This window comes from Streptomyces sp. NPDC059564 (assembly GCF_042735575.1).
Classification (GTDB): domain Bacteria; phylum Actinomycetota; class Actinomycetes; order Streptomycetales; family Streptomycetaceae; genus Streptomyces.
Genome location: NZ_JBHWBP010000094.1, coordinates 1 through 24,472, shown reverse-complemented (window position 1 = coordinate 24,472; position 24,472 = coordinate 1). Strand labels below are relative to the sequence as shown.

At 71.5% G+C, this 24,472-nt stretch carries 28 protein-coding genes; 14 read left to right on the top strand and 14 right to left on the bottom strand.

Annotated elements, in window-relative coordinates:
* Positions 1–80: 80 nt before the first annotated feature.
* Both ACFV0Q_RS18280 and ACFV0Q_RS18275 read right to left on the bottom strand, forming a co-directional pair.
* Positions 81–1,013, bottom strand: coding sequence for a DeoR/GlpR family DNA-binding transcription regulator (locus ACFV0Q_RS18280; protein WP_385006464.1), 933 nt, complete (start codon positions 1,011–1,013; stop codon positions 81–83).
* Positions 1,014–1,236: 223 nt separating this feature from the next.
* Positions 1,237–2,676 (bottom strand): NAD(P)H-quinone dehydrogenase, encoded by a 1,440-nt coding sequence (locus tag ACFV0Q_RS18275; protein WP_385006460.1) that lies wholly within the window; start codon positions 2,674–2,676, stop codon positions 1,237–1,239.
* Between the two features lie 184 nt (positions 2,677–2,860).
* Here ACFV0Q_RS18275 and ACFV0Q_RS18270 point away from each other — a divergent pair, with 184 nt between their 5' ends.
* The 3 genes from ACFV0Q_RS18270 (at position 2,861) to ACFV0Q_RS18260 (ending at position 5,940) form a co-directional block, all read left to right on the top strand.
* Positions 2,861–3,298 (top strand): gamma-glutamylcyclotransferase, encoded by a 438-nt coding sequence (locus tag ACFV0Q_RS18270; RefSeq protein ID WP_385006458.1) that lies wholly within the window; start codon positions 2,861–2,863, stop codon positions 3,296–3,298.
* Between the two features lie 151 nt (positions 3,299–3,449).
* The gene (locus ACFV0Q_RS18265; protein ID WP_385006456.1) at positions 3,450–4,256 is read left to right on the top strand and encodes a purine-nucleoside phosphorylase; all 807 of its coding nucleotides are present in this window, start codon (positions 3,450–3,452) and stop codon (positions 4,254–4,256) included.
* A gap of 28 nt (positions 4,257–4,284) precedes the next feature.
* Complete coding sequence (locus ACFV0Q_RS18260; RefSeq protein WP_385006454.1) at positions 4,285–5,940, top strand: phospho-sugar mutase; 1,656 nt, start codon at positions 4,285–4,287, stop codon at positions 5,938–5,940.
* A gap of 490 nt (positions 5,941–6,430) precedes the next feature.
* On the opposite strand, the gene ACFV0Q_RS18255 is transcribed toward ACFV0Q_RS18260, so the two are convergent.
* A complete protein-coding gene (locus tag ACFV0Q_RS18255) occupies positions 6,431–6,985 on the bottom strand; it encodes a GNAT family N-acetyltransferase (RefSeq protein ID WP_385006452.1) in 555 nt (184 codons plus the stop codon).
* Positions 6,986–6,995: 10 nt separating this feature from the next.
* Positions 6,996–7,322 carry a putative quinol monooxygenase gene (locus ACFV0Q_RS18250; protein WP_385006450.1) on the bottom strand — a complete coding sequence of 109 codons (327 nt, stop codon included), beginning with the start codon at positions 7,320–7,322 and terminating at the stop codon, positions 6,996–6,998.
* Positions 7,323–7,405: 83 nt separating this feature from the next.
* On the opposite strand from ACFV0Q_RS18250, the gene ACFV0Q_RS18245 reads away from it, so the two are divergent.
* From ACFV0Q_RS18245 to ACFV0Q_RS18230, 4 genes are all read left to right on the top strand, one after another.
* The gene (locus ACFV0Q_RS18245; protein WP_385006448.1) at positions 7,406–8,425 is read left to right on the top strand and encodes an NAD-dependent epimerase/dehydratase family protein; all 1,020 of its coding nucleotides are present in this window, start codon (positions 7,406–7,408) and stop codon (positions 8,423–8,425) included.
* 63 nt (positions 8,426–8,488) lie between these two features.
* A complete protein-coding gene (locus tag ACFV0Q_RS18240; protein ID WP_385006446.1) occupies positions 8,489–9,703 on the top strand; it encodes a helix-turn-helix domain-containing protein in 1,215 nt (404 codons plus the stop codon).
* A gap of 90 nt (positions 9,704–9,793) precedes the next feature.
* Positions 9,794–9,958 (top strand): hypothetical protein, encoded by a 165-nt coding sequence (locus tag ACFV0Q_RS18235; protein ID WP_385006444.1) that lies wholly within the window; start codon positions 9,794–9,796, stop codon positions 9,956–9,958.
* Complete coding sequence (locus tag ACFV0Q_RS18230; protein ID WP_385006442.1) at positions 9,951–10,208, top strand: hypothetical protein; 258 nt, start codon at positions 9,951–9,953, stop codon at positions 10,206–10,208. The genes ACFV0Q_RS18235 and ACFV0Q_RS18230 overlap by 8 nt, the downstream gene beginning before the upstream one ends.
* A gap of 490 nt (positions 10,209–10,698) precedes the next feature.
* On the opposite strand, the gene ACFV0Q_RS18225 is transcribed toward ACFV0Q_RS18230, so the two are convergent.
* From ACFV0Q_RS18225 to afsQ1, 3 genes are read right to left on the bottom strand one after another with little or no spacing between them, the layout of a single operon-like run.
* Positions 10,699–11,334, bottom strand: coding sequence for a hypothetical protein (locus tag ACFV0Q_RS18225; protein ID WP_385006440.1), 636 nt, complete (start codon positions 11,332–11,334; stop codon positions 10,699–10,701).
* On the bottom strand, positions 11,318–12,805 hold the full coding sequence (locus ACFV0Q_RS18220; protein ID WP_385006438.1) for an ATP-binding protein: 1,488 nt from the start codon (positions 12,803–12,805) through the stop codon (positions 11,318–11,320). Before ACFV0Q_RS18220 ends, ACFV0Q_RS18225 begins: the two co-directional genes overlap by 17 nt.
* Positions 12,802–13,479, bottom strand: coding sequence for a two-component system response regulator AfsQ1 (gene afsQ1 / locus ACFV0Q_RS18215; RefSeq protein WP_385006436.1), 678 nt, complete (start codon positions 13,477–13,479; stop codon positions 12,802–12,804). Before afsQ1 ends, ACFV0Q_RS18220 begins: the two co-directional genes overlap by 4 nt.
* Positions 13,480–13,654: 175 nt before the next feature.
* Between afsQ1 and ACFV0Q_RS18210 the strand changes: the two genes are divergently transcribed.
* Entirely contained in the window at positions 13,655–14,350 is a 696-nt protein-coding gene (locus ACFV0Q_RS18210) for a SigE family RNA polymerase sigma factor (RefSeq protein ID WP_266574322.1), read from the top strand.
* 133 nt (positions 14,351–14,483) lie between these two features.
* Here ACFV0Q_RS18210 and ACFV0Q_RS18205 read toward each other — a convergent pair whose 3' ends face one another.
* Positions 14,484–15,119, bottom strand: coding sequence for a uridine kinase (locus ACFV0Q_RS18205; protein ID WP_385006434.1), 636 nt, complete (start codon positions 15,117–15,119; stop codon positions 14,484–14,486).
* Between the two features lie 152 nt (positions 15,120–15,271).
* Here ACFV0Q_RS18205 and ACFV0Q_RS18200 point away from each other — a divergent pair, with 152 nt between their 5' ends.
* Complete coding sequence (locus ACFV0Q_RS18200; RefSeq protein WP_385006432.1) at positions 15,272–15,622, top strand: hypothetical protein; 351 nt, start codon at positions 15,272–15,274, stop codon at positions 15,620–15,622.
* 72 nt (positions 15,623–15,694) lie between these two features.
* Here the strand turns inward: ACFV0Q_RS18200 and ACFV0Q_RS18195 are convergent, their stop codons facing one another.
* Genes ACFV0Q_RS18195 through deoC form a run of 3 tightly spaced genes read right to left on the bottom strand, consistent with a single transcriptional unit; the run spans position 15,695 to position 18,991 of the window.
* Positions 15,695–16,594 carry an aldehyde dehydrogenase family protein gene (locus ACFV0Q_RS18195; protein ID WP_385006430.1) on the bottom strand — a complete coding sequence of 300 codons (900 nt, stop codon included), beginning with the start codon at positions 16,592–16,594 and terminating at the stop codon, positions 15,695–15,697.
* The gene (locus ACFV0Q_RS18190; protein ID WP_385006429.1) at positions 16,587–18,023 is read right to left on the bottom strand and encodes an aldehyde dehydrogenase family protein; all 1,437 of its coding nucleotides are present in this window, start codon (positions 18,021–18,023) and stop codon (positions 16,587–16,589) included. The genes ACFV0Q_RS18195 and ACFV0Q_RS18190 overlap by 8 nt, the downstream gene beginning before the upstream one ends.
* A gap of 5 nt (positions 18,024–18,028) precedes the next feature.
* Positions 18,029–18,991, bottom strand: coding sequence for a deoxyribose-phosphate aldolase (deoC, locus tag ACFV0Q_RS18185; RefSeq protein WP_385006462.1), 963 nt, complete (start codon positions 18,989–18,991; stop codon positions 18,029–18,031).
* A gap of 123 nt (positions 18,992–19,114) precedes the next feature.
* Here deoC and ACFV0Q_RS18180 point away from each other — a divergent pair, with 123 nt between their 5' ends.
* The 3 genes from ACFV0Q_RS18180 (at position 19,115) to ACFV0Q_RS18170 (ending at position 20,666) form a co-directional block, all read left to right on the top strand.
* Positions 19,115–19,717, top strand: coding sequence for a PH domain-containing protein (locus ACFV0Q_RS18180; protein ID WP_385006427.1), 603 nt, complete (start codon positions 19,115–19,117; stop codon positions 19,715–19,717).
* 100 nt (positions 19,718–19,817) lie between these two features.
* Positions 19,818–20,393, top strand: coding sequence for a VanZ family protein (locus ACFV0Q_RS18175; RefSeq protein WP_385006425.1), 576 nt, complete (start codon positions 19,818–19,820; stop codon positions 20,391–20,393).
* A gap of 54 nt (positions 20,394–20,447) precedes the next feature.
* Entirely contained in the window at positions 20,448–20,666 is a 219-nt protein-coding gene (locus ACFV0Q_RS18170; protein WP_385006423.1) for a PspC domain-containing protein, read from the top strand.
* A gap of 40 nt (positions 20,667–20,706) precedes the next feature.
* Here the strand turns inward: ACFV0Q_RS18170 and ACFV0Q_RS18165 are convergent, their stop codons facing one another.
* The 3 genes from ACFV0Q_RS18165 to ACFV0Q_RS18155 form a co-directional block, all read right to left on the bottom strand.
* Positions 20,707–21,486, bottom strand: coding sequence for a hypothetical protein (locus ACFV0Q_RS18165; RefSeq protein WP_385006421.1), 780 nt, complete (start codon positions 21,484–21,486; stop codon positions 20,707–20,709).
* Positions 21,487–21,614: 128 nt separating this feature from the next.
* Positions 21,615–21,884: a hypothetical protein gene (locus tag ACFV0Q_RS18160; protein WP_385006419.1), complete on the bottom strand. Its 270-nt coding sequence runs from the start codon at positions 21,882–21,884 to the stop codon at positions 21,615–21,617.
* A gap of 139 nt (positions 21,885–22,023) precedes the next feature.
* Positions 22,024–23,172, bottom strand: coding sequence for an adenosine deaminase (locus tag ACFV0Q_RS18155; protein WP_385006417.1), 1,149 nt, complete (start codon positions 23,170–23,172; stop codon positions 22,024–22,026).
* A 113-nt stretch (positions 23,173–23,285) separates the two neighbouring features.
* Between ACFV0Q_RS18155 and ACFV0Q_RS18150 the strand changes: the two genes are divergently transcribed.
* Positions 23,286–24,008 (top strand): alpha/beta hydrolase, encoded by a 723-nt coding sequence (locus ACFV0Q_RS18150; RefSeq protein WP_385006414.1) that lies wholly within the window; start codon positions 23,286–23,288, stop codon positions 24,006–24,008.
* A 64-nt stretch (positions 24,009–24,072) separates the two neighbouring features.
* Positions 24,073–24,441: a cupin domain-containing protein gene (locus ACFV0Q_RS18145; RefSeq protein WP_385006411.1), complete on the top strand. Its 369-nt coding sequence runs from the start codon at positions 24,073–24,075 to the stop codon at positions 24,439–24,441.
* Positions 24,442–24,472 lie beyond the last annotated feature (31 nt).

Sequence of the window (24,472 nt, the reverse complement as noted above, 5' to 3'; positions counted from 1 at the left end):
GTCTTCGCCGGGCCACCCTGGCGGGAGCGGCCCCGCGGACACCGCCCGCGAGCGGATCCGTATCCGGATCGGGATGCGGGTCAGCGCCGCCGCATGTCCGCGACGCGGGCCCGCTCCCCGGCCTGCTGCTCCAGCATCGACGGGGGCGCGCTGCGCAGCTGGGCGGTGGGGCCGCCGCGCCGCTGGACCGGCAGCGGGGACTCCCGGCGCGGCCTGCGGCCCTGCATGCCCTCCCCGCCCGCGGCGTGGCCCCCTCCGGAGGCCACCGCGGAGCCCGCCACGGTGATCTGTACGCCCTGGTCGGCCAGGGCCTGGAGTTCCGTGGCGGCCCGGTCGTCGTGCGGTGGCGGCTCGTCGGTCACCAGCCGCGTCATGACGTCCGTCGGCACGGTCTGGAACATGGTGTCGGTACCGAGCTTCGTGTGGTCGGCGAGCACCACCACCTCGGCCGCGGCCTGCACCAGCGCCCGGTCCACGCTCGCGGAGAGCATGTTGGAGGTGGACAGCCCGCGCTCGGCGGTCAGCCCGCTCCCGGACAGGAAGGCCCGGGACACCCGCAGCCCCTGGAGGGACTGCTCGGCGCCGCTGCCCACGAGGGCGTAGTTGGACCCGCGCAGGGTGCCGCCGGTCATCACCACCTCCACCCGGTTGGCGTGCGCCAGGGCCTGGGCGACGAGCAGCGAGTTGGTGACGACGGTGAGGCCGGGCACGCGGGCGAGCCGGCGGGCCAGCTCCTGGGTCGTGGTTCCGGCACCGACGACCACGGCCTCGCCCTCTTCCACGAGGCCGGCCGCGACATCGGCGATGGCGGTCTTCTCCGCCGTCGCGAGATGGGACTTTTGCGGAAAGCCGGACTCCCGCGTGAAACCACCCGGCAAGACCGCACCGCCGTGCCGGCGGTCGAGGAGTCCTTCTGCCTCCAGTGCCCGCACGTCCCGCCGTACGGTCACTTCGGAGGTCTGGACGACGCGGGCGAGCTCACGGAGCGAAACCGCTCCGTTGGCGCGCACCATTTCGAGGATCAATTGGCGACGTTCTGCAGCGAACACGAAACTGACAGTAACCCCAGCGACCGTCTGCTTTCAGCTCTTTGCGCCGGAATACCGAAGTTGTCCATACGGTGGGCCGACTAGTGGTATACGCGGCCGGGCCGCGAGGCGAACATCCGCCGCTCACCCGCGTCCCACCTCGGCCTCCGCCCCAACCTCCGTACGAGAAGGGGCGGTTGGCCGTCGGTTACGCCTCGCCGGCCGCCTTGCGGGTGTGCAACTGGCGGGCCACTTCGGCGATCGAACCGGACAGGGAGGGGTACACGGTGAACGCGTTTGCGATCTGCTCGACCGTCAGGTTGTTGTCGACGGCGATCGAGATCGGGTGGATCAGCTCGCTCGCACGCGGGGAGACGACCACGCCGCCGACCACGATGCCGGTGCCCGGGCGGCAGAACATCTTCACGAAGCCGTCCCGGATGCCCTGCATCTTCGCCCGCGGGTTGCGCAGCAGCGGGAGCTTCACCACGCGGGCGTCGATCCGGCCCGCGTCCACGTCGGCCTGGGTGTAGCCGACGGTGGCGATCTCCGGGTCGGTGAAGACGTTGGAGGAGACCGTCTTGAGGTTCAGCGGGGCCACCGCGTCGCCGAGGAAGTGGTACATCGCGATGCGGCCCTGCATGGCGGCGACGGAGGCCAGGGCGAAGACGCCCGTGACGTCACCGGCGGCGTACACGCCCGGGGAGGAGGTGCGCGAGACCTTGTCGGTCCAGATGTGCCCCGAGTCCTTGAGCCGGACCCCGGACTCCTCCAGGTTCATGCCCGAGGTGTTGGGCACCGCGCCGACCGCCATCAGGCAGTGGGTGCCGGTGAGGACCCGGCCGTCGGACAGGGTGACCTCGACCCGGTCGCCGACGCGCTTGGCGGACTCGGCGCGCGAGCGGCCGATGACGTTCATGCCGCGCCGGCGGAAGACGTCCTCCAGGACGGCGGCGGCGTCGGGGTCCTCGCCCGGCAGCACGCGGTCGCGCGAGGAGACCAGGGTCACCCGGGAGCCGAGGGCCTGGTACGCGCCGGCGAACTCGGCGCCGGTGACGCCGGAGCCGACCACGATGAGCTCCTCGGGGAGCTCCTCCAGGTCGTAGACCTGGGTCCAGTTCAGGATCCGCTCCCCGTCGGGCATCGCGTCCGGGATCTCCCGGGGGTGCCCGCCGGTGGCGATGAGCACGGCGTCGGCGGTCAGGATCGTCTCCGTGCCGTCGGCGGCCGTGACGATGACGTCCCGGGTCCCGTCGATGCCCTGCGGGCCGCCGAGCTTGCCGCGGCCGCGCAGCACGCGGGCGCCGGCCCGGGTCACGGAGGCCGTGATGTCGTGGGACTGGGCGAGGGCGAGGCGCTTGACGCGCCGGTTCACCTTGCCGAGGTCCACGCCGACGACGCGCGCGGCCTGCTCGATGTGCGGGGTGTCGTCCGCGACGACGATCCCCAGCTCCTCGTACGACGAGTCGAAGGTCGTCATGACCTCGGCGGTCGCGATGAGAGTCTTCGAGGGCACGCAGTCGGTGAGCACCGACGCCCCGCCCAGACCGTCGCAGTCCACGACGGTCACCTCCGCGCCGAGCTGGGCCCCCACCAGGGCCGCCTCATACCCGCCGGGTCCGCCGCCGATGATCACGATCCGGGTCACGAAAAGTCCGCCTCACGTCTACCCGGCCGGCTGCCGCCCCGGCCGGTGTTCCGGGGGGTCTCCCCGGGGGATGCATTCCGTGCCCCATTGTCCCGCACTCATCAAGGTGCTTCGCCCCCGGTACCGCCCCGGGTGCGCCATCCGGGAACGCGGGGCGGGTCGCCCCTCCCGTACCCTCGACCTCATGTCGCTCTACGCCGCGTACGCCGGCAACCTCGACCCGCGGCTGATGACGCGCCGCGCTCCGCATTCGCCGCTGCGCGGCACGGGCTGGATCAACGACTGGCGGCTGACCTTCGGCGGCGAGCAGATGGGCTGGGAGGGCGCACTCGCCACGATCGTCGAAGCCCCCCGCCACCAGGTCTTCGTCGCCCTCTACGACATCGCCCCGCTGGACGAGGACTCCATGGACCGCTGGGAGGGCGTCGGGATGGACATCTACCGCCGCATGCGGATCCGGGTCCACACCCTGGACGGCGAGGAGGCCGCCTGGGTGTACGTACTGAACGGCTACGAGGGCGGCCTGCCCTCGGCGCGGTACCTGGGTGAGATCGCCGACGCCGCCGAGTCGGCCGGCGCCCCGCACGACTACGTGATGGAACTCCGCAAGCGCCCGTGCTGACCTGGGCCTGACCTCCGGGGCGCCCCGAGCGGCCCTCCAGGACGCGTACCACGCGTCGGGGACGTTTCGGCGGAAACGACAAGGCAACGATCCGAACACCGTGAGCTGCGCCATCTACGCGCGTAGGCCGAGAGCGGTTACGCTCGTCCGCGTGAACGCATCTGTTACCGACCCCTTCGCCGCCGCCGACGCCGCCGCCACCCGCCTGCGCGAGCTGACCGGCGTCGATTCCCACGATGTCGCCCTCGTCATGGGCTCCGGCTGGGCCCCCGCCGCCGAGGCGCTGGGTGCGCCCGAGGCCGAGTTCCCGGTCACCGAACTGCCCGGCTTCCCGCCCCCGGCCGTCGAAGGCCACGGCGGCAAGATCCGCTCGTACAAGATCGGCGACAAGCGCGCGCTGCTCTTCCTCGGCCGGACCCACTACTACGAGGGCCGCGGCGTCGCCGCCGTCGCGCACGGTGTCCGTACCGCCGTCGCCGCCGGCTGCAAGACCATCGTCCTGACCAACGGCTGCGGTGGTCTGCGCGAGGGCATGAAGCCCGGCCAGCCGGTCCTGATCAGCGACCACCTCAACCTGACGGCCACCTCGCCGATCGTCGGCGCGAACTTCGTCGACCTCACCGACCTGTACTCGCCGCGCCTGCGCGCGATGTGCAAGGAGATCGACGCGAGCCTGGAGGAGGGCGTCTACGTCCAGTTCCCCGGCCCGCACTACGAGACCCCGGCCGAGATCAACATGATCCGCGTGATGGGCGCCGACCTGGTCGGCATGTCCACCGTGCTGGAGGCCATCGCCGCCCGTGAGGCCGGCGCCGAGGTCCTGGGCATCTCCCTGGTCACCAACCTGGCGGCGGGCCTGTCCGGCGAGCCGCTGAACCACGAAGAGGTCCTCCAGGCCGGCCGCGACTCGGCCGCGCGCATGGGCACGCTGCTGACGCAGGTCCTCGCCCGCATCTGATCGACGTACGAGAGGTAAGGCGGAAGCAGTGCAGGAACAGGCACAGGACGACCTGATCACCCGGGCGCAGGCCTGGCTGGCGGAGGACCCGGACCGGGAGACGGCGGACGAACTCGCCGCGCTCATCGCGTCCGGCGACACGGCGGAGCTCGCGGACCGGTTCTCCGGCACGCTCCAGTTCGGCACCGCCGGACTGCGCGGCGAGCTCGGCGCGGGCCCGATGCGGATGAACCGTGCCGTGGTCATCCGGGCCGCGGCGGGTCTGGCGGCCTACCTGAAGGCCCAGGGCCACGACGGCGGCCTGGTCGTCGTCGGCTACGACGCGCGCTACAAGTCGGCGGACTTCGCCCGCGACACCGCCGCCGTGATGCTCGGCGCCGGACTGCGCGCGGCCGTCCTGCCCCGGCCGCTGCCGACGCCCGTCCTCGCGTACGCCATAAGGCACCTGGGCGCCGTCGCCGGCGTCGAGGTGACCGCGAGCCACAACCCTCCGCGGGACAACGGCTACAAGGTCTACCTCGGCGACGGCTCGCAGATCGTCTCCCCGGCGGACGCGCAGATCGCGGCGGAGATCGACGCGATCTCCTCGCTCGCCTCCGTCCCGCGCCCCGCGTCCGGCTGGCAGGACCTCGGCGACGAGGTCCTGGAGGCCTACCTGGCGCGCACGGACGCCGTCCTGACCCCCGGGTCCCCGCGCGGCGTGCGGACCGTCTACACGGCCATGCACGGCGTCGGCAAGGACGTCGTCCTGGCCGCCTTCGCCCGGCACGGCTTCCCCACCCCGGTGCTGGTCGCCGAGCAGGCGGAGCCGGACCCGGCCTTCCCGACGGTCGCCTTCCCCAACCCGGAGGAGCCGGGCGCGATGGACCTGTCATTCGCGAAGGCCGCCGAGGTGAACCCGGACATCGTCATCGCCAACGACCCGGACGCCGACCGCTGCGCGGTGGCCGTCCCGGACGGGAACGGCGGCTGGCGGATGCTGCGCGGCGACGAGGTCGGGGCGCTGCTGGCGGCCCACCTGGTCCACAAGGGCGCCCAGGGCACCTTCGCGGAGTCGATCGTCTCGTCCAGCCTCCTGGGCCGGATCGCGGAGGCCGCGGGCCTGCCGTACGAGGAGACCCTCACCGGCTTCAAGTGGATCTCCCGGGTCGAGGGCCTGCGCTACGGCTACGAGGAGGCGCTCGGCTACTGCGTGGACCCCGAGGGCGTCCGCGACAAGGACGGCGTCACGGCCGCCCTGCTGGTGGCGGAGCTGGCCTCGGTCCTCAAGGAGCAGGGCCGCACCCTGACCGACCTGCTGGACGACCTGGCGATGGCCCACGGCCTGCACGCCACCGACCAGCTCTCGGTCCGCGTGTCGGACCTCTCGGTGATCGCCTCGGCGATGGCCGCCCTCCGCGCGGAGCCGCCGACGTCCCTGGCGGGCCTCCGGGTCGTCTCGGCGGAGGACCTGTCCGTCGGCTCGGCCGCCCTCCCGCCCACGGACGGCCTGCGCTACCACCTGGACGGCGACCACAAGGCCCGCGTCATCGTCCGCCCGTCGGGCACGGAGCCGAAGCTCAAGTGCTACCTGGAGGTGGTGGTCCCGGTCCCGGAAGCCTCCGACCTCACCCCGGCCCGCACCCGGGGCCAGGAAATCCTGGACACCATCAAGAAGGACCTCTCGGCGGCGATGGGCCTGTAACCCCGCCCAGCCCCCACCCCGACGGCCCCCTCAGCTCCCCCTGAGGGGGCCGTCGGCATTGCGGGGGCGGGGGGTCGGGGGGAGCCGCATCCCCCTGGCCCGTCTCAGAGAAGCTTTTGGTGGTTTCCCGTCAGTCTCATCGTCCTTCCGGTTCGTGCCGGTCAGTCAAGGGCGCTCACTTCGTTCGCGTCGCTTCGCGATCGCCTTCGGCGACCCTTGACAGCCCGTCCCGCCCCGGAAAAACGAAGACTGCCGGGAAACCCCCAAAAGAACGGGCCGGGCAGAACGATCGAGGAGCGGCCGTATCAGAGACCAGTCGAGGGACCGGGCCCCGGCCCGCCGCACATCCGGGCCTCAGAGTCCGCGATCCCGAGCCAGGGGGGCGGCTACCCGCACCTGACGACGACCAGATCAGCCCAGGAAGCCTCCGGACGCGCCAGATCGCCACGTGCTTCTCATGACAGGGCGCCTGCCGGCCGTCTGTGGGTGTTCAGCCGAGGTCGAGCAGCATCACGTCGTACAGGGGCGCCCCGGCCCAGGGGTGTGCATCACCCACCTTGCGGTAGCCCCATGCGCGATACCCGGCCACGGCCGCCCGGCTGTCCGGGTGGACGTTGAGCAGGACCCGTTCGGCGTCGACGGCGGCGAGCAGACTCTCGTGCAGGCGGCGGGCGACGCCCTGTCGACGCCAGGCGGCGCGCACGGCCAGTTCGATCAGGCCGAAGGTTCGCCGGCCGTCCTCGCGCCGCATGTCCTCAGGCACCGGTTCCGTGAGCTGGTCCCACCACACCGCCTCCGGGCCGAGGGTGAAGCCGTACGCCATACCGACCGGCTCACCGTCATCAGCCGTCGCCAGAACCCCCCGGAACGTGCTCTTGCGGGTCTGGGCCCGAAAATGCCGGAAGGCAGCCGCCACGCCCACCTCCGTCTCCCCATAGGGCGGTGCGGCGAACACCTCGGCATAGACCGATCGAAAAGCCCCCTCGGCCAACACCGCAGCCGGTCCGTCGAGCTGCTCGATACCGACGCGCACTGACTGAGTCATCCAGGCCCTCTCAAACGGTCTTGTCGACAGATCCCTTCCCGCCGATCACGTCAAGGAACGTAACCTCGACATCGGCAAGGTACTGCTCCCGCTGGGCGAGGAAGTGCCGGGTGTGCGGCTGCGTCTCGTGGACCTCGAACGCCGCACGGTCCGCGTACAGCTCGTAGAACACGCGGACCAGGGGCTCGCCGACCGGTACGTGCACCACGTAGGCCAGCGTGCCCGGCTCCGCCGTCTTGATGCCCTCCAGGGTGGCCGCGCACAGCTCGTCGAATGCCTTCGCGGATGCCTGGTCGCGCAGCGAAAAGCGCACGACCAGGCCGAACCCCTCGCTCATGCATGCTCCTTCAAGTCTCGGACAGTCTCACAGACGCGATGGCCGGTGGTGCCGTCAAACGTGTTCGTGGCAGGGTCAGCGGCATGCGACTCCTGGTACTCGGTGGCGGCTGGTTCCTCGGCAGAGCGGTGATCGAGGGTGCGCTCGCTCGCGGTTGGGACGTGACTGCGTTCAACCGGGGCCGCTCCGGTGCTGTGCCCGAGGGCATCGAGACGGTCCGGGGAGACCGGACCAGCGGCACCGATCTGAAGCGGCTGGCCCAGTCGGGTCCATGGGACGCCGTCATCGACACCTCGTCCGGGGAGATGTCCCCCCGCACCGTGCTGACGGCCGCCGAGGCGCTGCGTCCCGCGGTCGAGCGCTGGGTGCACGTCTCCACCGTGTCCGTCTACCAAGGGTGGCCGCACGAGCCCCTGACGGAGGACTCGCCCCTGCTCGATGCCCCGGCCGATGCTGACGAGTCGTTCGGGCACACCGGTCCGGACGGGTCCCCCACGAAGTACGGCTTCCAGAAGGCCGGGGCCGAGAAGGCCATCTGTCAGACGTTCGGTCGCGCGGCAGTGGTCCTCCGTCCTGGGGTGATTCTGGGGCCCGGCGAGTACGTGGGGCGATTGCCGTGGTGGCTGCGGCGGGCCGAGCGTGGGGGAGCGATCCTCGCCGCCGCTCCCTCCCTTCGTCCGATCCAGCCCGTGGACGTGCGCGACGTGGCCGCGTTCGCCCTGGACCAAGCCGCTCAGGACGGCGGCGAGGCGTTCAACGTCGCCCATCCGGATCCGCTCTCCATCGGGGAGTTCCTCGCCCATTGCCTCGCTGTCACCGGCGGCGCCGGACATGTCGTCTGGGCTGATCCGGCCGTGCTGGAGGAACACGGCGTCCGCCAGTGGACCGAGATGCCGCTGTGGCGCACGGCCTCCGGGGTGTGGTCCGTGGACGCGTCGCGCGCCGTGGCGGCCGGACTGACCTGTCGGCCGTTGACCACGACCATCAGCGACACCTGGGAATGGCTGAAGGCCGACGGGCGCCCCGTGGAGCATCCCCGGGCTGCCGAGCACGGCATCGCCCCGTCCAAGGAGGCAACCGTCCTCGCCGCCCTTGCTCACTGACCATCAGGAACTATCGGCAACAACAGCCGACGGCCTGCATCACCTACGGCGTAGCTTTGCGGTATGGCCTCTGAGCACTTGGGCGACCGGCTGAGTCGGCTTCGTCGTTTCGCCGATCTCACGCAAGAAGGGTTGGCGGAGCGGTCCGGCGTGTCCGTGGACGTCGTACGCAAACTGGAACAGAAGCGCAAGCACAGCGCGCGACTGCCCACGCTCCACGCCTTGTCCAAGGGGCTGGGCGTCGAACTGACGAGTCTGCTGGGCGATCCGCCTGGCGTGCCGTCGAACGGTGAGGCCGATTCCCCAGCACTCGTGGCCGTCCGGCGCGCGATCATGCCGCCATTGTTCGCTCCTCCTGTAGAACCCACGGGTGTCGAGCGCCTGTCGCTCCCCCTCCTGCGGGCCGAACTGGCGGCCGGATGGACCCTGTACCACTCGGCGGACTTCGGTCGTCTCATGGACTTGCTCCCCGGCATCATCGCCGACGCCCGCCTCCTGGCAGCCGTCGGCAACGCCGACCAGCGGGCAGCCGGGCAAGCCGCCCTCGGTAAGGCTCTGCAACTGGGCGGGCACCTGGCCATCCGTCTGGGAAAAACCGATCTCGCACTGTCGGCTCTGGAGCGCGCCTACGCTGCCGCCGGGGACTCATCGGACCCGCTACTGGCCCCGATGTTGTCGAACTCCGTGGCGTGGGCCTACCAACGCCAAGCCCGCCTGGACGACGCGCGGAACCTGGCCGTCCATGCCGCGGACGCTGTGGAGCGGGAACACAGCAGTACGTCGGAGGGTGTCCGCGTATGGGGCGGACTGCTGATGTCCGCAGCGACCTCGTACGCGCGGAGCGACGACTACGAGACCGCCAACGACATGATGGTCACCGCAGAGAAGGCGGCAGGCCGTCTGGCCACATTGCCTCCTCCGACCGACAGCAAGCTGGTCTCGGTCTTCAGCCGATCCTCCGTACGCATTGAGCGCGTACGCCTCGCCGTCCAGCACGAGCGGCCGGAGGAAGCCCTGACACTAGCCAGAGGAATAAGGCTCAGCAAGGACACCCCTCCCTCGTGGCGTACGTGGCTGCTCTTGGATCTGGCCCGCGCCCACACGGACTTGGGAGACGCCGCCGGAGCCGTCAAGGCGCTCGAAAGACTGCGGAAGGTGGCCCCGGCGTGGCTGCGTCACCACACCTTGGCTGTGGCCATCGTGTCGGATTTGTGGGCGGGCCCGCACCACACCCCAGGCGTGCGGCAGCTGGCGGAGTTCCTGGGCATCACTGACTAAGAACGCAAAAGTGGGACGTTGCGTCCCTGTAGTCCCTCGCTGGCTGACGAGAGCATCAACCCGTCCGGCAGACAACGCGAGGGATGCGGCATGGCGACAGCACAACACGAGACGACATCAACCGGTCTGCTCGATCCCGACGACTCGCCGTCGAGGGCGAAGGCCCTCGACAACCTCAGCCAGGGCCTCCTCGACCGTGCGCGGGTCGGTTGGGAGCGGTTCCTCGACACCTTCGAGGGGGCATCCGATGAGTGAGCAGTACGAGTACGTCCCCCACCGCCTCCTCCACCGCCGTGTCCGCGACATCGCGTCCGGTACCGAAGGTGAGCTGATGGCCGTGGTCATCGAGAACGTCTCCGACAGCGGAGCCGAGCAGTGGGTGCGGCTGGCCTACATCCGCGACCCGTCCGGTCTCGAATTCACCACCGCGGTGGGAAACATCGTGTCCGCCGACTACATCAATGCCTTGGAAGCCTGCCTGAACCAACGATGGCCACCGAACTGACCGCGATCAGCCACGGACGGCCGCCGGACGCCAAACCATGCGCAAGCGCGTAGCGATCTGGCGCGCCGGGTGCTCCGCAGGGCGCTCTGGTCGTCATTTCGTGCGGGTAGGCCGCTCCCGGCCGCATATCGGCCCGGCGGTCGGGCGTACCTGGCCGCAGACGGCCCGCCGCTTCGCTGATGCGGCCGCTCCTGCTGCTCGTCCCCCGTGACCGTCCTTCTGGGGGCTTCCCGCCAGTCTTTAGTCTTTCCGGGACGGGCCGGTCGGTCAAGGGTCGCCGGAGGCGATCGCGAAGCGACGCGACGAAGGAGCGCCCTTGACGGGCCGGCACGGCACGGAAGGACGATGGACTGGCGGGAAACCCCCAGCCCCTCCCGATGCCGACCGGCCGGGACCCCGCCGCCGCACCACCCCCCGCCCGCGGATGGGGAGGCGGGTGGGCAGGCGCCGAGCCGGGGCGGGGTCGAGGGGGAAAGAGCGGGCCCGGGCCTCAGCCGCCCGACGGCGAGGCCGAAGGCCGGGCCAGTTCGCCCAGGGTCGGGACCGATTCCGGGCGGGAGCGGACCGTCTCCGTGCACTCCCACGCCCGCGGCGGATCCGCGTCCGGGCCGCCCAGTACCACCGGCCCCGGCCCCGCCGACACCGCGTCGCTCGCCGCCAGCGTGCACACCACCTGCGCCAGCGCCACCGGCGGCAGGTCCTCCGGCTTGCGGCTGAGCCGCACCGTGCCCGCCGGGTCGCCCGCCCGGGCCGGGGCGGCCGTCAGCCCGTCCGGGACCGCGGTCGTGAAGCCCGCGTCCCGCTCCTCCCCCGAGGGGGCCCTCTCCAGCGCCTCCAGCAGCGCCTGCACCACCAGCACCACGGGATCGCGTCCGACCCGCTTCTCGGGCACCGGCACCACCCGTTCCACGCCCACCAGCTGCGATCCGCACACCAGTTCCACCGTGGCCCGGAACCCCTGCACCCCGCTCTCCCCGGCCGGCTGCCCCGGGGTGTCGCAGGACACCCGCGACGGCGCCGCGCCCACGTCCACCGGCACGGTCGTCGCCCGGATCCCGCACCCGGACAGCACGAGCACCCCCGCCAGCCCCACCAGCACCAGCGGAGCCCTACGCGTCCACGTCACCCGCGATCACCTTCCCCACGTCCATCGGCAGCCGCAGGGTGAACACGGCCCCGCCGCCCGCCCCGTTCGCGGCCGTGATCTCACCGCCGTGGATGTGCGCGTTCTCCCGGGCGATCGACAGGCCCAGCCCGCTGCCGTCCGACTTCGGCCGGGACGCGCTCGCCTTGTAGAAGCGGTCGAAGACGTGCGGCAGCACCTCCTCGGGGATGCCCGGCCCGTTGTCCTTGACCGCGATCACCAGCCACTCCCCCTCCACGGCCACCGACACCCGCACCGGCGAGCCGCCGTGCTTGAGGGCGTTGCCGATCAGGTTGGCCAGGATCACGTCGAGCCGCCGCGGGTCGAGCCGCGCCACGATCCCGCGCCCGGCGTCGAGTTCGACCGCGTCGAGCCAGGCCCGGGCGTCGATGCACGCCGTGACCTGGTCGGCGACGTTCACGTCGTCCAGTACCAGCCGGGCCGTCCCCGCGTCGAAGCGGGTGACCTCCATCAGGTTCTCCACCAGGTCGTTCAGCCGCCGCGTCTCGCTCACGACCAGCCCCACCGCCGGTGCGATCATCGGATCGAGGTCGTCGACCTCCTCCTCCAGCACCTCGGCCACCGCCGTCAACGCCGTCAGCGGCGTGCGCAGTTCGTGCGACATGTCCGCCACGAACCGCCGGCTCGCCTCCTCGCGGGCGCTCATGTCGTCGACCTTCTTCTCCAGCGCCTCCGCCGTCTTGTTGAAGGTGTGCGCCAGGTCGGCGAGTTCGTCGGTGCCCGACACCTCCAGCCGGTGGTCCAGCTCCCCCTCGCCGAGCCGCCGCGCCGCGTCCCCGAGCCGCTGTACGGGCTTGAGCACGGTCCGCGCCGCCGCCTGCGCGAGCAGCGCCGAGCCGAGCAGCGCCAGACCCGTCGCGATGGTCAGCGACCAGCCCAGGGCGTTGAGGTCGTCCCGTTCCGTGGCCAGCGACTTGTACATGTAGCCGGTCGGCCCGCCGCCCACGATCCGCGTGCCGCCGACCAGGTACGGGTTCCCGTTCGGCTTCGTCCGCTGCCAGTACATGTGGTACTCGGCGTCGTTGGCGGCCGTCGTCTTCTGCCGGTCGTTCACCGCGTGCTGGAGGGAATTCGGTACGTCGTCCAGCCCGAAGGAGTCCGCCCCCGCCGCGCCGAACACCTTGCGGCCGTCCTTGCGTTCGTGCACCAGCAGCACGCTGTACCCGGGGCTGCTGCCCGCCATCAGCTCGGCGGTGCGCTGCATCTCCTCGGCCGTCGGGTCGGCGGGCAGCGCCGCCGCCCGGTTCTGCATCTCCTGGCGGAAGTCCCCGAGCGCCGCGTCCTGGGTACGGGTGAGCACCGCCTCGCGGTTGAGCCAGTACGCGATCCCGGACGCGGAGACCGCGGCCGTCAGCGCGACCAGCGCGAACACCACGAGCAGCCGCAACCGCAGGCTGGTCCAGCGCCGGCCCGCGAACAGGGCTCTGATCACTGCGGGGAGTCCAGCCGGTAGCCGACGCCCCGGACGGTACGGATCAGCGTCGGCGAGGACGGCACTTCCTCGACCTTCGCGCGCAGCCGCTGCACGCAGGCGTCGACGAGCCGCGAGTCACCGAGGTAGTCGTGCTCCCAGACCAGGCGCAGCAACTGCTGGCGGGACAGCGCCTGGCCGGGCCGGCGGCTGAGCTCCAGCAGCAGCCGCAGCTCGGTCGGGGTCAGCTGGAGGTCCTCGCCGTTCTTCGTGACCGTCATCGCGGCCCGGTCGATGACCAGGGACCCGAACACGGCGGAGTCGGTCGCCTCGCGCTCGCCGCGGCGCAGCACCGCCCGGATCCGGGCGTCGAGCACCCGGCCCTGGACGGGTTTGACCACGTAGTCGTCGGCACCCGACTCCAGACCCACGACGACATCGATGTCGTCACTGCGGGCAGTGAGCAGGATGATCGGCAGCTGGTCGGTGCGGCGGATCCGCCGGCACACCTCGAAGCCGTCGATCCCGGGCAGCATCACATCCAGCACGATCAGGTCCGGCCGCTGCTCGCGCAGCAGTTTCAGGCCGTCCTCGCCCGTCGCCGCGGTGGCCACACGGTGGCCCTGGCGTGACAGGGAAAGTTCGAGGGCCGTGCGGATGGCGTCGTCGTCCTCGATCAGCAACAGGAAAGGCACGCGCTCATTCTGTCCCATCGGCCGTCGGGAGTTCGACCGTCGTGCCGCGCGGATCCGCTCGCGGGTGGCTGTGACAGGCCTGTGACAGTCGCAGGACAGCCCGGTTATGTCGGGCGGGCAGTCTTTTGTCATCGAACCGACGGACCGAAGCAGACTCCACGACGGGGGGCGCGAGATGAACACGCTGCACAGCACCACGACCAGCGCGGTTGTCACGCGGCTGCACGATGTGAACCGCCGGGCGGGTGTCCGTACGGTGGCGGTCGCCCGTCCGCGGCCGGCACACGTCACAGCCATTGACGCGAACCAGTACCAGGCGGTTCCCGCACCGCGCACCCCGTCCTCCGCCTCGGAGGCGGAGTTCACGGCGTACGTCCAGGAGCGGCGGGCCGCGCTGTACGCGACGGCCTTCCACCTCACCGGCGACCGCCACGAGGCCGAGGACCTGCTCCAGAGCGCGCTGTTCTCCACGTACCGCGCCTGGGACCGGATCAGCGACAAGGCGGCGGTCGGCGGGTACCTGCGGCGCACGATGACGAACCTGCACATCAGCGCGTGGCGTCGGCGGAAGCTGAACGAGTACCCGACCGAGGAACTGCCGGAGACGGCCTCGGACACGGACTCGATGCGGGGTACGGAGCTGCGCGCGGTGCTGTGGCAGGCGCTGGCCCGCATCCCTGAGCCGCAGCGCACGATGCTGGTGCTGCGCTACTACGAGGGCCGTACGGACCCGGAGATCGCGGAGATCCTGGGCATCAGCGTCGGCACCGTGAAGTCGAGCATCTGGCGGTCGCTGCGGCGGCTGCGGGACGACGAGGTGCTGAGCTTCGGCCGTGACGAGGCGGAGTCCTTCGGGGAGCTCGTCGCGTAACGAAGACCATGGGGCCGGGGGGTCCGTCCTACGGGGGTGGGACGGAGGCCATGGGGGAGAAGAGGCGGGATCAGGCGGCCGGGGGTCCGCATGATCCCGCCTTTTCATTTCTCCGGGGTCCGGCCGGCTGTGGTCAGGCCGGGGTCGGGGAGGTGCGGTGGCGGCCGGCCGCGGCGGCGGCCAGGCGGCCGAGGGCTTCGTCACGGCCGCAGGCGTGGGCGCCCAGGGCGGTGTGGCGGGCGACGATGCCCCGCTCGGCCCGCATCAGGCGCCATCCCCGGCGCAGCAGGAACGGCAGCGACTTGCGGCCCTCACGCAGGTCACGGGCCAGCCGGCGCCGGAAGGTGGTCGAGGGGCGCCCGCGCAGGCAGAGCGCGTCCGCGAGGAGCCCCAGTTCCTGGCAGCGCGCCGCGATGTCGGCGGCGAAGATCCCCTCCGCGATGAACAGCGGTGTGCGGGAGATGTCCAGGGTCTCGGTGCCGGTCCGCGAGGACGTGGCGATGGAGTACTCGGGGACCTCGGTACGACCGGTCGCGCAGAGTTCCACGATGGCCGCGACGGCGGTGTCCGCGTCCCACGACCGCGGTGAGTCCCAGTCGATGTCCGAGCTGCCCTCGACCAGCGGGAGGGTCGGGTCCGTCCCCTCCTTGTAGAAGTCGTCCAGGCGCAGTACGGGCAGGCCCGAGCGGGCCGCGAGCGAGGACTTGCCGGATCCCGAGGGACCGGTCAGCAGGACGACGCGCGTGGGAAGGGGAGATGAACAGCTCACGGGTCACCAGTCTGAGGCATGACCGCGAGTATCAACACACCGCCGACGGCGCCTGCGACAACCCTCACACCCTCACGCTGTCGGTTGGAATCCGGGAACCCCTCTCGACTACCCTGTGTGCGCACGCGACTACGACCACAGGCGGGAACCCCATGGCACGTCACGCAGCCTCCACCCCTCCGGTCAAGCGGCTTCGGGCCGCGGGGCTGGGTCTCTCGATGGCCGGTGCGGCCCTGGCCATGGCGGCCGGTGGGGCGCAGGCCGGTGAGCTCGACGTTCCGGCGGCCCTGGCGGGGGTGACCGACCCGATCGCGAACCTCAAGGTGAACCCGCTCGCGAACACCGGCGTGGACCCCCTCGACAACGGGGTGGCCACCAAGGTCGCGGACTTCCCGGCCGTCGGTACGGGCATGGTCACCGGGAGCCTGACCAGGGGTTCCTCCGTGGGCGAGCTGCCCGGCGCGGCCGTGACCTCACTGCTGGGGCCCGTGCTCCCCAAGTAGGGGCGCGGAGGGTACGGGAAGGCCCCGACAGCGCGGGGGACGCTGCCGGGGCCGGTTCCGGTGGGGGCCCGTCTAGTACGAGGAGCCGCCCGCGCCGAGCGAACCCGTGGGGTGCCAGACCGTCTTGGTCTCCAGGAACGCCGTCATGCGGTGCGTGCCCGGGTCGGCCGTCCAGTCGTCCACAGGCTGTGGACGCAGGACGCGCTTGAGGTTGTCGGCCGCGGCGATCTCCAGCTCCTTGGCCAGGGACGCGTCCGCGCCGGCCAGGTCGATCGCGTTGACGTCCTGGTGGGACGCCAGGTGCGGGCCCATCTCGGCGGCCTTGCCGGACAGGATGTTGACCACGCCGCCGGGCAGGTCGGAGGTGGCCAGCACCTCGCCCAGGGACAGGGCGGGGAGCGGGAACTTCTCCGACGTGATCACGACCGCGGTGTTGCCCGTCGCGATGACGGGGGCGATCACCGAGATCAGGCCCAGGAAGGACGAGTCCTGCGGGGCGACGACGGTGACGACACCGGTCGGCTCCGGGGTGGAGAGGTTGAAGTACGGGCCCGCGACCGGGTTGGCCCCGCCCGTGATCTGGCCGATCTTGTCGGTCCAGCCCGCGTACCAGACCCAGCGGTCGATGGCCGCGTCGACGACCGCCGCCGCCTTGGACTTGGACAGGCCCTCGGCCTCGCCGACCTCGCGGACGAACTGCTCGCGGCGGCCCTCCAGCATCTCGGCGACGCGGTAGAGGATCTGGCCGCGGTTGTACGCGGTCGCGCCCGACCAGCCGCCGAAGGCCTTGCGGGCCGCGACGACCGCGTCACGGGCGTCCTTGCGGGAGGCGAGGGGGGCGTTCGCCAGCCACTTGCCCTTCGAGTCGCTCACCTCGTACACCCGGCCGCTCTCGGAGCGGGGGAACTTGCCCCCGACGTACAGCTTGTAGGTCTTGAAGACGTTCAGACGGGTCACAGAAGACTCAGACATCGAGGTAGCCCTCCAGGCCGTGGCGGCCGCCCTCGCGGCCGAAGCCCGACTCCTTGTAGCCGCCGAAGGGCGAGGTCGGGTCGAACTTGTTGAACGTGTTGGCCCAGACGACGCCGGCGCGGAGCTTGCCCGCGACCGCGAGGATGCGCGAGCCCTTCTCCGTCCAGATGCCGGCGGACAGGCCGTACTGGGTGTTGTTGGCCTTGGCCACGGCCTCGTCCGGGGTGCGGAACGTCAGCACGGACAGCACCGGGCCGAAGATCTCGTCGCGGGCGACGGTGTGCGCCTGGGTGACGTTCGTGAAGAGCGTCGGGGCGAACCAGTAGCCGGAGGACGGCAGCTCGCACGCCGGGGACCAGCGCTCGGCGCCCTCGGCCTCGCCGGTCTCCGCGAGCGCGGTGATCCGGGCGAGCTGCGCGGCGGAGTTGATCGCGCCGATGTCGGTGTTCTTGTCGAGCGGGTCGCCGAGGCGCAGGGTGGAGAGCCGCCGCTTCAGCGAGTCGAGCAGCTCGTCGTGGATCGACTCCTGGACCAGCAGGCGCGAGCCCGCGCAGCAGACCTGGCCCTGGTTGAAGAAGATGCCGGTGACGATGCCCTCGACGGCCTGGTCGATGGGGGCGTCGTCGAAGACGATGTTGGCGCCCTTGCCGCCCAGCTCCAGGGTGACCTTCTTGTCGGTGCCGGCGATCTGGCGGGCGATGGCCTTGCCGACCGCGGTCGAGCCGGTGAAGGCGACCTTGTTGACGTCCGGGTGCTCGACGAGGGCCGCGCCCGCGTCCCCGTACCCGGTGAGGATGTTGACGACGCCCTTGGGCAGGCCCGCCTGGCGGCAGATGTCCGCGAAGAAGAGGGCCGAGAGCGGGGTGGTCTCCGCCGGCTTGAGGACGACGGTGTTGCCGGTGGCGAGCGCCGGGGCGATCTTCCACGCGAGCATGAGGAGGGGGAAGTTCCACGGGATGACCTGGCCGGCCACGCCGAGCGGGCGCGGGTTCGCGCCGTAGCCCGCGTGGTCGAGCTTGTCGGCCCAGCCCGCGTAGTAGAAGAAGTGCGCGGCGACGAGCGGGAGGTCCGCGTCGCGGGTCTCCCGGATCGGCTTGCCGTTGTCCAGGGTCTCCAGGACGGCCAGCTCGCGGCTGCGCTCCTGGATGATCCGGGCGATGCGGAAGAGGTACTTGGCGCGCTCGGAACCGGGCAGCGCGGACCACTTCTCGAAGGCCTTGCGGGCGGCCTTCACGGCGCGGTCGACATCGGCGGCGCCGGCCTGGGCGACCTCGGAGAGGACTTCCTCGGACGACGGCGAGACGGTCTTGAAGACCTTGCCGTCGGCGGCGTCGGTGAACTCGCCGTCGATGAAGAGCCCGTAGGAGGGGGCGATGTCGACGACCGAGCGGGACTCGGGAGCCGGTGCGTACTCGAAAAGGGAAGCCATGGTGATCAGTCCACCGTCACGTAGTCGGGACCGGAGTAACGCCCGGTGCTCAGCTTCTGGCGCTGCATGAGCAGGTCGTTCAGCAGGCTGGAGGCGCCGAACCGGAACCAGTGGTTGGTCAGCCAGTCCTCGCCCACGGTCTCGTTGACCAGGACGAGGAACTTGAGCGCGTCCTTGGTCGTCCGGATGCCGCCGGCCGGCTTCACGCCGATCTGGATTCCAGTCTGCGCCTTGAAGTCGCGGACGGCTTCGAGCATCAGGAGCGTGTTGGCGGGGGTGGCGTTGACGCCGACCTTGCCGGTGGAGGTCTTGATGAAGTCGGCGCCCGCGAGCATGCCGATCCAGGAGGCGCGGCGGATGTTGTCGTACGTCGACAGCTCGCCGGTCTCGAAGATGACCTTGAGGCGGGCGGCGCTGCCGTCGGGGCGGACGCAGGCCTCCTTGACGGCCTTGATCAGCTCGTACGTGTCCAGGTAGCGGCCGGCGAGGAAGGCGCCACGGTCGATGACCATGTCGATCTCGTCGGCGCCGGCGGCGACGGCGTCACGGGTGTCGGCGAGCTTGACGGGCAGCGCGGCGCGGCCGGCCGGGAAGGCGGTGGCGACGGAGGCGACCTTGACGTCGGCTCCGTTCAGCGCGGCCTTGGCCGTGGCCACCATGTCGGGGTAGACGCAGACGGCGGCGGTCATGGGAGTGCCGCGGTCGGTCGGGTCGGGGTGGACGGCCTTGGCGGAGAGCGCCCGGACCTTGCCCGGGGTGTCCGCACCCTCGAGCGTCGTCAGGTCGATCATCGAGATGGCCAGGTCGATGGCGAACGCCTTGGCCGTCGTCTTGATCGAGCGGGTGGCGAGGGAGGCCGCGCGGGCCTCCAGGCCGACTGCGTCTACGCCGGGCAGCCCGTGCAGGAAGCGGCGCAGCGCGCTGTCGGACGTCGTCACGTCAGCGAATGCGGTGAGGGTGGTGGGCATGGTCACCACATGAGCATATCTACGCGCGTAGCGACCTGTCACCCCCCTCCTGCACATCTGGGCGTGACATCCGCCATCGGTGCGCCCGGGCCGTCGGCGGAGGCGTACGGCAGAATCGGCCACATGACTACGCCCTCCCCGCACGAGCCGCTCTACGCCGACCGCGTCTACCGCTCCCCGATGGCCGTCGTCACCGGGGTTCTGCTGCTGGCCGTGATCGCGTGGCTGTGCGGGGACGCCGTCGTACGGGGCGAGGGCACCACCCGCTGGGTCGGGCTCGCCATCGCCCTGCTCACGGTGCCGCTGACCGTCGCGTTCACCGTGCGGCCGGCCGTCTACGCCAACGACGACCGGATGCGGGTGCGCAATCCGTTCCGGGTGATCGTGCTGCCCTGGGGCGCCGTGGACGCGGTGCGCGCCGGGTATTCGGCGGAGGTGCTGGCGGAGGGGTCGAAGTACCAGCTCTGGTCGGTGCCGGTGTCGCTGCGCGAGCGGAAGAAGGTGAACCGCAGGCTCAGCCGGCAGGACGACGCCGCGGCCGCCACCACCGCCGGGCCCGAGCGGGCCGCCGCCGACCAGGTCGTGGACGAGCTGCGCGAGCTCGCCGAGCGCGGGGCCGGGCGGCCCGGCGCGCAGGGCGCCGTCACCGTGAGGTGGGCCTACGAGATCATCGCGCCCGCCGTCCTCGGCGCGGTCCTCCTGGCCGTCCTCCTCGCCACCGGCTGACGGCGGCGATTCGCGACGGTACGTCCCGGTGCGCGATCAGCGAGGCGGGTCACCCCGCCGGAGCGGAACCGGTGCCGCCGGGGGCTGCGTCCTCGCTGGTGTGCACCGTCATGAGGGCAGCGGCAGCGCCGCCACCGCCACACAGCTCCCGCTCCGGCTCCGCCTCCTGAGCGGGGCCCTGCTGGCCGCTCATCTGGTCCTCGTCGGATGGCTCACCCTGCGCCCGCTGGACGTCCCCTGGGCGGCGGCGGCGAACCTGGACTTCCTGGAGGGCATCCGCACCGATCTCGCGTACGGGCCGCTGGAGGCCGCGCACCGGATCGGCGAGGCGGTGGCGCTGCTGGCCCCGCTGGGGGTGCTGCTGCCGCTGGCCGGCGGCCGGCTGACGTCCTCGTCGCTGGGCGCGTGGGCCTCGCTGGCCCGTACGGCGGCCGCGGCCGTGCTGATCTCCCTGAGCATCGAGATGCTCCAGACGGCGGTCCCGGGCCAGGTCGTGGACGTGGACTCGCTGTTGCTGAACACCCTCGGGGTGGTCCTCGTCCACCTCGCCGTCGTCCCGGCACTGCGGGCCCGGGTGCGGCGCTCGCGGGGAACTCAGGGGTCCACCCCGAGGATTTCCAGGGTCGGGCTCGGCCCCTGGACCGAGGTCCTGTCGGCGGTACCGCGCGAATATTGAGGCATCGCGCGGAACGAATCGAAGAAGCGCGATTCGCCTACGAAGGAGAACACCATGAGCGCGCTGACCCGACCCCGTGACGGACGGATGATCGGCGGCGTCTGCGCCGGGCTCGCGGCCCGCTTCGGAATGAAGGCGCGGACGATGCGCATCATCTTCCTGGTCTCGTGCCTGCTGCCCGGCCCGCAGTTCCTGATCTATCTCGCGCTGTGGCTGCTGATGCCGAACGAGAGGCACACCACCTCCGCCGGATCGGCGCGGACGGCCTGGTAAATGCCGCTCGGGGCGGGCCCTAGCGGTACGCGAGCGGGGCTCAGCCCGCGCTCTTGACCTTTTCCAGCTGCTTGTCCGCGACTTCCTGCGGGACCAGCGCCTTCTTTTCGGCGGCGGCCACGTTGAGGGCCATCAGCCGCACCACCCGGTCCCCCTCGCGGGCGACGACCAGGTGGACCTGCGCGGAGACGCCCGCGGCGGCGGCGGTCGTGGTCCAGCTGACGCTCTCGTCACCCGCGGTCTTGTACGGGGCCGCCTTCACGTCCCGGTAGCTGCCGGTCTGCTTCTCGACGGTGGCGGTGAAGCCCGCGCCGCAGGCCGCGACGGCGTCGCGGAGCCGGGAGAGCACCCGCTTGGCGTCGCTCTCGGAGTAGGAGCTGACGGAGGCGGAGACGGCGAGGCCGACCTGCTTCTGGGAGCCGATGCCCCGGTTGACGGTCTCGCGCGCGGCCGGGTCGGGCTTGTCGCCCATGATGTCGGCGAGCGGCTGGCAGGCCTTCTTGTCGGCCTGCGGCTGACCGTCCGGGGCGTTGGGGTTCTTGCCCTGCGCGGAGACCTGGTAGCCGGGCAGGTCGCCCGGAGCGAGGGCGGCCGCCTCCAGGGTGGCGTCCTTGGCCTTGGGCGCGGCGGAGCCGGCCGGGACGCCGGGGGCGCCCTGGGCGGGGGCGACGGCGGATCCCTTGGGGTCCGGGGACTTGCCGCCCGCCGGAGCGCCCGCGGAACCGCTCGTTCCGCTGCTGCATCCGGCGGCCCCGAGGAGCAGGGCGGGGAGCAGCGCGAGCGTCGTCGCGGGGGCCGTGAACCGTGCCTTGATGCGCATGACCGAACCTCATACCCAGTGCGTCGGCGGGCAGTTGGTGGTGATCGTGGCACACCGCGCGACGCGGCGCACACCTCTTCGAAGGGGCGTGCGCCACGCGTGCGAACGTGCGAAATTCGGGGCGTGGATCAGCCGCCGAGGCCGTTCAGGGTGCTGGCGGCCGGAGCCAGGCCGCCGAGCAGGCCGGTGACCGCCTTGGTCGGGTCGGAGGACTCCTGGCCTTCCTGGCCCTGCGCGGTCTGGTTCGTGAGCGAGCTGGTGGCCCCCGTGACGGAGCCGAGGGCGTCCGTCAGGTTGGCGGCCGGGAGCCCGGCGGCGGAGGCGGTACCGGCCGCGCCCGCGGCGAGGGCGGCTCCGACGACGGCGAGACCGAGGGACTTGGCAGCTGACAGCTTCATGAAGGATTGTCCTTGCGACGGGGAATTGGGCGGCTCCGCAAGCTAGTCACTTCAAACGCCCCACCGCAAACATCCGACAATACGAGAAAGCGCCCGGGAGTTGGCACTCCCGGGCGCTTTCCCTACGTCAGGCCATGGCCTAGGCCGAGACAGTTCCGCTGGTCGAAGCGGTCTGCCGGAAAAGCCACTCGGACTTCAGCTCGGCGTAACCCGGCTTGATCACGTCATTGATCATCGCCAGTCGTTCATCGAAAGGAATGAACGCGGACTTCATCGCATTGACGGTGAACCACTGCATGTCGTCGAGCGAATAGCCGAAGGTGTCGACCAGGTGCTCGAACTCGCGGCTCATGCTGGTGCCGCTCATCAGCCGGTTGTCGGTGTTGACCGTCAGGCGGAAGTGCAGCTTGCGCAGCAGGCCGATGGGGTGCTCGGCGTACGAGGCGGCCGCGGCGGTCTGCAGGTTCGAGGTCGGGCACATCTCCAGGGGGATGCGCTTGTCCCGGACGTACGAGGCCAGGCGGCCCAGCGTCACGGTGCCGTCGGCGGCGACCTCGATGTCGTCGATGATCTTCACGCCGTGGCCGAGCCGGTCGGCGCCGCACCACTGCAGGGCCTGCCAGATCGACGGCAGGCCGAAGGCCTCGCCCGCGTGGATCGTGAAGTGGTTGTTCTCGCGCTTGAGGTACTCGAAGGCGTCGAGGTGGCGGGTGGGAGGGAACCCGGCCTCGGCGCCGGCGATGTCGAACCCGACCACACCGTTGTCGCGGTAGCGGTTGGCCAGCTCGGCGATCTCCAGCGCGCGGGCCGCGTGCCGCATGGCCGTCAGCAGCGCGCCGACGCGGATGCGGTGGCCGTTGGCCTTCGCGCGGCGCTCGCCCTCGCGGAAGCCGTCGTTGACCGCCTCGACGACCTCTTCGAGGCTCAGGCCGGCTTCCAGGTGCTGCTCGGGGGCGTAGCGGATCTCGGCGTACACGACGCCGTCCTCGGCCAGGTCCTCGGCGCACTCGGCGGCGACCCGGAAGAGGGCCTCCTTCGTCTGCATGACCGCGCAGGTGTGCGCGAAGGTCTCCAGGTAGCGCGGGAGGGAGCCGGAGTCGGCGGCTTCCCGGAACCAGATGCCCAGCTTGTCGGCGTCGGTCTCGGGGAGGTTCTCGTAGCCAGCGTCGCGGGCCAGCTCGATGATCGTCCCGGGGCGCAGGCCACCGTCGAGGTGGTCGTGCAGGAGCACCTTCGGGGAGCGGCGGATCTGATCCGGGGTGGGCAGGTTGGGGGTCTCGCTCGTCATCTGGGCACTCTAGCTCCTACGCGCGTAGAGCGCCGGACGGCGACCGGGGTCGATATGTAACAGAGACCGTACGGACGGGTGGCGTACACCTGTCAGTCTGAGACTGTTCCGCCATGGCACAGCATGCGCCGCCGGCGCGCGGGGCCCGCCTTGGGCGGGCGGCCGGCGCGAACGGCACGACGGACGGCACGGTCAATGGTGTGGTGCTCCTGCTTCCCGGAGCGTCCAGATTCTCCCCCGGTCCGGTACGTCCGCTCGCGCGGGCGCTGGCCCGGGCGGGCGGGGCGGGCGGGCTGGTCGCCCACACCGTGGCGCACGGCGCGGGCTCCCGGGAGGAGGCCGCGCGGTGGGCCGCGGACGAGGCGGTACGGATCTACGGGGACGTGCCGGTGTGCCTGGCCGGGCACGGCGCGGGCGGCGGGGCGGCGCTGCGGGCGGCGGGCCACGAGGCCGTCAACTCGGTGCTGGCGCTGGCCCCTTGCCTGGCGGAATCCGCGCGCGAGGCCTCCCCTGAACCGGTGAAACACCTCGCGGGGCGACAGGTGCTGATCGTGCACGGCACGAACGACGCGCGCAGCGACCCGGAGTCCTCCTTCCAGCTGGCGTCGCGGGCCAAGAAGGCGAATCGTTCTACCTGCCGGTTCGAGGTGCACTCCGACGGCCACGGGCTGCGCGAGCACCAGGCGGAAGTGGTGGCGCTCGCGGTGGACTTCATCCTCGGCTCGATGCTGTCGGGCCGGTACTCGCGGCCCGTCACGGACGCGCTGGCGGCGCCTCCTCCTCTGGGCCTGCGGATGCCGCTGGCCTCGGGGTTCGGCCGGTCCCTGCGGGGGTGAGGGGCCCCGGGCGTAGAGTGAGGAGTGGACTCGGGGCTGCTTCTCCCCCTGGAGGCGATGGGCCATGGCCGGACTGCTGCGCAGGAGCTTCGACAGCCCCGACGAGACACGGCCGTTCGAAGGCGGCAAGGGCAGGCTGGACCTGCTGGAGACCGACGGCGGACCCGTCGGGCGCGGGGTGTTCGAGCCGGGCTGGAAGTGGTCCGAGCACGTCAAGCCGCTGGCGGGCACCGACAGCTGCGAGGCCGCCCACACCGGGTACGTGGTGAGCGGGCGCATCCAGGTCGTGATGGACGACGGCGAGGGCCTGGAGTACGGCCCCGGTGACTTCGTCCAGATCGCGCCCGGGCACGACGCCTGGGTGCTGGGCGACGAACCGTGCGTGGTGCTGGACTGGACCGGTTACGGGAGTTACGCGAAGCCGGGGGCCTGAAGCCCGGCGTCCAGAAGCGTGGCTCCGGCCC